Genomic DNA, 6,388 nt, shown 5'->3' with positions numbered 1-6,388 from the left:
CCGTCGAGGCGCCCGGTGCCCGCCGGCGCCGTCCAGGCCAGCCGCTCGCCGAGGATGCGGGGATCGCGGAGCTGGACCACCTCGGCGGCCTGGACGTGCTCGGCGAGCTGCCTGCGCTGCCCCTCGTCCTTGACGACGCGGAGGCCGGCGCCCTCGTACCGGGCGATGCCGGCCAGCACGGTCGGCAGCATGGGCGGCAACGGGACCGCCAGGAACCGCCCGCGATGCGTGTGACGGAGCCGAATCGTCCGGTAGAGCAGTTCCTCGTACGGCCGCGGGACCGTCCTCGTCCCCCAGACGATCCGGGCCAGCAGGTCGGGGTAGGCCGGATTCGGCAGCAACCGCACCCGCGGCGTGAAGCCGAGGCGCCGGACGGCCAGCCGCGCGTTGAACAGGGCCGCGCCGCAGCTGATGAGCATCTCGCGCCCGGCCGGGTCGGCGACCGGCAACTGGCGCGCGCGGTCGGCCCACAGCTCCAGCCCGTCGGGGCGCTCGACGATCCGCCACGGCTGGGTGTTGTTGATGGACGGCGCCAGGACCGCCGCGCGGGCGACGAAGCGCGCCGCCAGATCAGTGCGTTCGCTTCCGAGAGGCTTCGCGGGCGCGTCCCAACGCTCCGCCGGAATTCGTGCGGTGCTGACCATCTCGATGACCTCCAGCCGTGAGTGCCCGGCACTCACAGCCTGCGGGACCGGCGTCGAGACGGCATCGTGTCCAAGGTCCTCTCCGCACGGACCTTCGGCCCCTCAGCTTCCCAAGGTCTCCGCGTGATCCGGGACGTAGGTCTGCTCGTCTCGCGGCGGCCGCTCGTATCCCTTGGACGGGGGACGTTCCGGCAGCTGGAGCGGCGGGCGCTCCACTTCCCGGTAGGGAATGCTCGACAGCAGGTGCGAGATCATGTTGATGCGCGCACGGCGCTTGTCATCGCTCTCGACCACGAACCAGGGCGCCTCGGGAATGTCGGTGTGGACGAACATCTCGTCCTTGGCCCGCGAGTACTCCTCCCAGCGCGAGATCGACTCCACGTCGATGGCGGACAGCTTCCACCTGCGCATCGGGTCGTCGAGCCGGCTGCGGAAGCGGCGTTCCTGCTCGGCGTCGCTGACCGAGAACCAGTACTTGCGCAGCAGGATGCCGTCCTCGACCAGCATCCGCTCGAAGATCGGGCACTGGTGCAAGAAGCGCCGGTGCTCCTGGGGCGTGCAGAATCCCATGACCCGCTCGACTCCCGCGCGGTTGTACCACGACCGGTCGAACAGGACGATCTCACCGGCCGCGGGCAGGTGCTCGACGTACCGCTGGAAATACCACTGGGTCCGTTCCCGGTCGCTCGGCGCCGGCAGCGCCACGATCCGCACGACGCGCGGGTTGAGGTACTCGGTGACGCGCTTGATGGTGCTCCCCTTGCCGGCGGCGTCGCGTCCTTCGAACACCACGGCGACGCGCGCGCCCTCCGCGCGCACCCACTCCTGCAGCATCATCAATTGCTCCTGCAGCCGGAGCAGCTCACGTTCGTAGACCTGCCGGGGCAACCGCCGGGGACCACCCATACCGCCTCCAAGCCTCGGGTATACGCCCTCCAGTCTGGCCGACCCGCGCTTCGGGAGGCAGTCCGCCCCGGATCCCCGGCTCGCCTGCGAACGGCGGCGCCACCCCGGCCAAGGCGCCGCCGAACGCGCTAGGCCCCCGTGTTCTGGGGCGCGTGGACGACCATTACCGGGCAATGCGCGTGCTGCACCAGAGCCTGGCTGACCGATCCGAGCAGGAGGCCGCGGAAGCCGCCCAGCCCCCGCGACCCGACGACGAGCAGACGCGCGTCCTGCGAAGCGTCCAGCAGCACCTCTCGCGGTGCCCCGACCACGACTTCCGCCCGCACGTTCACTCCGGGGTGGAGGACGCGGAAGGGGGTCGTCAGCCGGTCCAGGCGTGCCGTGGCGGCCTTCCGCATACCGGCCTCGTCCGCCAGGGGCGGGAGGCCCTCCACCGGGACCGACTCCCACGCCACCACCGCGTGCACGGAGGACCCGTGCAGTTCAGCCTCGGCGAACGCGATCGCCAGCGCGGCCGACGACTCCGCGGAACCGTCCACGCCGACCACGACCGCTCCCGCCTCCCTCACGTCGCCCCGGGCGATCACCACGGGGCAGGAGGCGTGCGCGACCACCTGGGCGCCGACCGATCCGAGCACCAGCCCGGCGAACCCGCCGAGGCCCCGCGGCCCCAGGACGATCAAGGTGGCGCTCTTGCCCGCCTCGATCAGCTTGGCGGCCGGCTGACCGCATTCGAGGACGCCCTGCACCGGTACGTCGGGCGCCTGCTCGCGGACGTGCTCGATGCCGCCGTCCAGGGTCTTCTGCGCCAGGGCCTGCAGGTCCAGCATCGGCATGGCCATCGAGCCGCCGATGTAGTACTGCCAGGCGTGGATCACGGTCATCGGGAGGTCGCGGATCCGGGACTCCTCGGCGGCCCAGTCCAGGGCGCGGATCCCGTTCTCCGAACCGTCGTACCCGACGACGACACCGGTGGCCGCCTGCTCGCTCATGCTCTTCTCCCGCTCTCGCCGACCCGTCGATCTCCCACATGAGCAGCCTTGCCCGCGATGGCCTCGTCCAAGAGGGGCCTCAGTCCGGAACAACAGGGACCTTCGGCCCGCAATCGCGCCAGGGTGCCGGGGCGGGCCGAACGGCTCTGCGGGGTGATGACGAAGGTCCCTAGGGCGGACGCCGGCTGTGGATCAACGTTGGTGGTGATCCCTTCGCATGAGGAGGCCGACGTTGTCCAACACAGTCGCCGACCAGTTCGACATTGAGGTCACCACCCTGCGGGACGTCCCGCAGTCGGACGTGCAGCACATCCGCGAGGTGGTGGCGCGGGTCCTGGCGCACGCCCCGCGTCCGGTGCTGTACGCCAAGGCCACGCTCAATGTCCTTCCCGACCCCGCCGTGCCGCGTCCCTACCTGGTCTCGCTCCGGGTCGACCTGAACGGGCTGCCCGTGAACGCCTACGCCTCGGCCACCTCGATGTCGGAAGCCGGCAGCCTGGCCGCCGCCCGCCTGCGCGCCCGGATGCAGCACGTCGCCCGGTACTGGACGACCCGCCGGAAGGGCGACCGGACAACCACGGCCAACAGCCGAGCCCGGCACTGAACACCTTCGCGATCACCGTCTCCCCTGGCCGGGCGCCACCCCGGCCAGGGGATCGTGGTCCGCGAGAACGGCCTAGTGCCTCTCGTACCAGGACGCCGCCACACCGCCGGCTCCGTGCGGAAAGCGGGACGGGGCATCGCCGTCCGCGACGGTCTCGGGGAGTTCCGTCAGCCGCGCCTGCGCCGTCTCCAGGCGCTCCACGACGAGCTCGGCGAAGCGGCGCGTCAGTTCGTAGCCCATGGAAGGGTCGACGGCGCAGAGCGTCCGGACGAGCCGTCCGTCGAACTCGATGGCCCGCACCGGGGTGGTCGCCACCCCGCCGAAGTGCCACTGGTGCGGACGGAAGAGCCACGACCAGCCGAGCACCGAGCCCGGACCGAAGGTGTCGATGATCACGGCGCCGCGCCGCGGCGCGTGCAGGTCGACGATCACGGTCCCCTCCAGCAGGAGCCAGAAGCGCTCCGCCGGATCGGACTCGCTGAAGATGCGCCTCCCCGCCGCGAACTCGGTGAACCGGGCCGCCGTCGCCAGCCTGCGCAGGTCGGCGCTCCTCATGCCGTCCAGGAACGGCTCACGCGCGAGATCCGCACCGGTCACGGTACGCATCCGACTCACCCCCTCCTACGTTCCCTCTCAGTCCGCCGGCGCCGTCACCGGGTGCGGTTCGGGACGACGGCGACCGTGCACGGGGCGTGCTTGAGCAGCGCGTCGCCCGTCGCACCGAGGGTCAGCGGCTCCACGACCCCGGTCCCCCGCGCGCCCACGACCATCAGCGTCGCGTCCTCGGCCGCCTGGAACAGCGCCTCGCGCGGCGACTGCAGCACCAGCGACGTCATGGCCTGCACCTGCGGGTACTTCACCCGCCAGGGCGCCACGGCGCGTTCGAGCACGGCACCGGCCGCGCGGCGCAGCCTGTCCTCGTCGCCGAACAGCGAGAGGTCTCCGTCGGGGGCCGCGCCCGGCTCCCAGCATCCGTACACCGCGCGCAGCCGCCAGCCGCGCAGCGCCGCCTCCTCGAACCCGAAGGCCAGGGCGACGTCCGCGCCCGCGGAGCCGTCCACGCCGACGACCACCAGGCCGTCGCGCGGCGCCGCCGACCGGACGACCAGCACGGGGCGGTCGGCCTTGGCCGGCACCCGCAGCGCCGTCGAGCCCACCGGCATCTGGTCCGGCTCGTGCGAGCCGACCACGATCAGTTCGGCGTCCCCGGCCTCGTTCAGCAGGGCGGGAGCCGCGCTGCCGTCCTTCAGCCGCTTGTTCACCTTCAGGCCCGGCGCCAGCTCCCGCGCGAACGCCACACCGTGGTCGAGGAGATGCTCTCCCATCCGGCGGATGGTGGCCTCGCCCTCGTAGTCGATGTAGCTGATCGGGTACGGCCAGCGCCAGGCGTGGCACACCGTCAGCGGCAGCCGCCGCAGCTGTGCCTCCCGCACCGCCCACCGCACGGCCCGCTCGCTCTCGCTGGTTCCGTCGTAGCCCACGACCACATGGCTCATGACGTCCTCCTCGTTCCGACATCTCCATCCCACCTCCGGGCCGGCCGCCTTCACAGGGCCGAAGGACCCCCGCTCACCGGGACCTCCGCCGCCGCATCGGACGGCCCCGATCTCGGCCTCGGCGAGACGCGGTGGAGGTCGAAGGTCCCCTACCCACGAGGACGGACGGCTCTGACCTACGGCCATCCGGCGAGGGAGGGTGGAAGCGACTCAAGGAGGTCGGCGATGTGGGTCATGCCCGAACACCGGTCCGTTGTCGTCGGAGTGGACGGTTCCCCCAACTCCATGGCCGCGCTGCGGCGCGCCGCCCGCGAGGCCCTCGAACGGCACGCGCGGCTGGACGTCGTCCGCGCCATCGAGACCGACGGGGCCACGGCGCCCCGCCCGTTGCGGACCGCGCGGGAGTGGCTGCGGCTGCGGCGCCTGGTCGCGCACGCGATCCCGCGCGCCCAGCACCTCAACACCCGGCTCCGGATCGTGCACGGCGCGCCCGGCGAGGCGCTCGCCCACGCCGCCGCGCATGCCGAACTGCTGGTCATCGGCGCCCGGGTGCACTCCGAACACGGCAATCCGCTCGGCGGCGACACCGTGCCGGTCGTCCGCGAACGCGCACGCTGCCCGCTGGTGATCTGCGCCGACCACACCACCGAGTCAACGGCACTGTGAACCCCGGGAGGGCATCATGCAACGCCGCACCGTCCAGGACGTCATGACCAAGAGGGTCGTCACGGTCACCGAGGAGACCCCGTTCACCGAGATCGCCGACGCCATGGCCGAGCACCGCATCAGCGCTGTGCCCGTCCTGGGCGTGACGGGCCGGGTGACCGGCATCGTCACCGAGGCGGACCTGCTCCGCAAGCAGGAGTACAAGGACGACGGCGCCGACCACCGGCCGCTGCGGGCCAGGCTGCGGCGCCACGCCGACGCGGAGGCCAAGGCCGCCGCCGTGGACGCCCGAGGGCTGATGAGCACGCCCGCCGTCTCCGTCACCCCGCACACCTCGATCCCCCAGGCCGCGCGGCTGCTGAACGCCCACGGATTCAAGGCGATGCCCGTCATCGACGGCGACGGCCGGCTCGCCGGCATCGTGGCCCGCCGCGACCTGCTGTCCGTCTTCCAGCGGTCCGACGCCGACATCCGCGACGAGGTCATCCAGGACGTCCTGATCCACAAGCTCTGGCAGGATCCCGCCGAGCTGCACGTCCGCGTCCAGGAGGGCGTCGTCCACCTCACGGGGCGGGTGGAGCAGAAGAGCCTCATCCCGATCGTCGTCCGCCTGACCGCCGCCACCGAAGGCGTCGTGGACGTCGTCCACACCCTCGGTTACGACCACGACGACACCCGTCGCACCACGTACCCGAGAGCGTGACTTCAGCGTCCCGCGAGCGGCGCGAGAGCGCCTGCCCTTAGGAAGTCTGGATCAACCACCCTCGTCCAACGCTGCGGTGCGTTGGACTGGCGCGAGGGTGATGCAACAGCAGGACGCCCGCCGGGTGGGGCGGGCGTCCTTGAGGGGCGTTGCTGTCGGCTACTTGAGGAAGGGGAAGCGCTTGGCCAGGGCGGTGCCGCTCCACCAGCGGCCCAGGCCCAGGGTGTCGCCGGCGCTGACCAGCGCGAGCCCGATGATCAGGATCGCGTAGACGATGTGGTCGTCCATGAACAGGTTGTTCTCCGGAGGCAGGACCGCCGTCCACATCATGACCAGCAGTGCCGCGCCGCCGGCGGCGGCGATCCGCATCCCGATGC

At 71.9% G+C, this 6,388-nt stretch carries 7 protein-coding genes and 2 pseudogenes; 3 read left to right on the top strand and 6 right to left on the bottom strand.

The genetic code is table 11. The annotated features are described in order from the left end of the window. From ETD96_RS39295 to ETD96_RS39285, 3 genes and pseudogenes are all read right to left on the bottom strand, one after another. Positions 1–644, bottom strand: a pseudogene (locus ETD96_RS39295) (Acg family FMN-binding oxidoreductase); the annotation flags it as partial. Between the two features lie 102 nt (positions 645–746). Next, the gene (ppk2, locus tag ETD96_RS39290) at positions 747–1,550 is read right to left on the bottom strand and encodes a polyphosphate kinase 2 (protein WP_138641565.1); all 804 of its coding nucleotides are present in this window, start codon (positions 1,548–1,550) and stop codon (positions 747–749) included. Between the two features lie 128 nt (positions 1,551–1,678). Then, the gene (locus tag ETD96_RS39285; RefSeq protein ID WP_138641564.1) at positions 1,679–2,542 is read right to left on the bottom strand and encodes a universal stress protein; all 864 of its coding nucleotides are present in this window, start codon (positions 2,540–2,542) and stop codon (positions 1,679–1,681) included. 232 nt (positions 2,543–2,774) lie between these two features. On the opposite strand from ETD96_RS39285, the gene ETD96_RS39280 reads away from it, so the two are divergent. Next, on the top strand, positions 2,775–3,146 hold the full coding sequence (locus ETD96_RS39280) for a hypothetical protein (RefSeq protein ID WP_138641563.1): 372 nt from the start codon (positions 2,775–2,777) through the stop codon (positions 3,144–3,146). A gap of 72 nt (positions 3,147–3,218) precedes the next feature. On the opposite strand, the gene ETD96_RS39275 is transcribed toward ETD96_RS39280, so the two are convergent. Next, positions 3,219–3,743 (bottom strand): Crp/Fnr family transcriptional regulator, encoded by a 525-nt coding sequence (locus ETD96_RS39275; RefSeq protein ID WP_171069454.1) that lies wholly within the window; start codon positions 3,741–3,743, stop codon positions 3,219–3,221. 53 nt (positions 3,744–3,796) lie between these two features. Beyond that, entirely contained in the window at positions 3,797–4,642 is an 846-nt protein-coding gene (locus ETD96_RS39270) for a universal stress protein (RefSeq protein WP_138641561.1), read from the bottom strand. 225 nt (positions 4,643–4,867) lie between these two features. Between ETD96_RS39270 and ETD96_RS39265 the strand changes: the two genes are divergently transcribed. Next, positions 4,868–5,308, top strand: coding sequence for a universal stress protein (locus tag ETD96_RS39265; RefSeq protein WP_171069453.1), 441 nt, complete (start codon positions 4,868–4,870; stop codon positions 5,306–5,308). 16 nt (positions 5,309–5,324) lie between these two features. Further along, positions 5,325–6,011 carry a CBS domain-containing protein gene (locus tag ETD96_RS39260; protein ID WP_138641559.1) on the top strand — a complete coding sequence of 229 codons (687 nt, stop codon included), beginning with the start codon at positions 5,325–5,327 and terminating at the stop codon, positions 6,009–6,011. A gap of 159 nt (positions 6,012–6,170) precedes the next feature. Here the strand turns inward: ETD96_RS39260 and ETD96_RS39255 are convergent. After that, positions 6,171–6,388 (bottom strand): annotated as a pseudogene (locus ETD96_RS39255) (hypothetical protein); the annotation flags it as partial.

The sequence above is a fragment of the Actinomadura geliboluensis genome, from assembly GCF_005889745.1.
In the GTDB taxonomy this organism is placed as follows: Bacteria; Actinomycetota; Actinomycetes; order Streptosporangiales; family Streptosporangiaceae; genus Spirillospora; species Spirillospora geliboluensis.
Note: the sequence above shows the minus strand (reverse complement) of the source record. Positions and strands in the feature narration are given on the sequence as shown.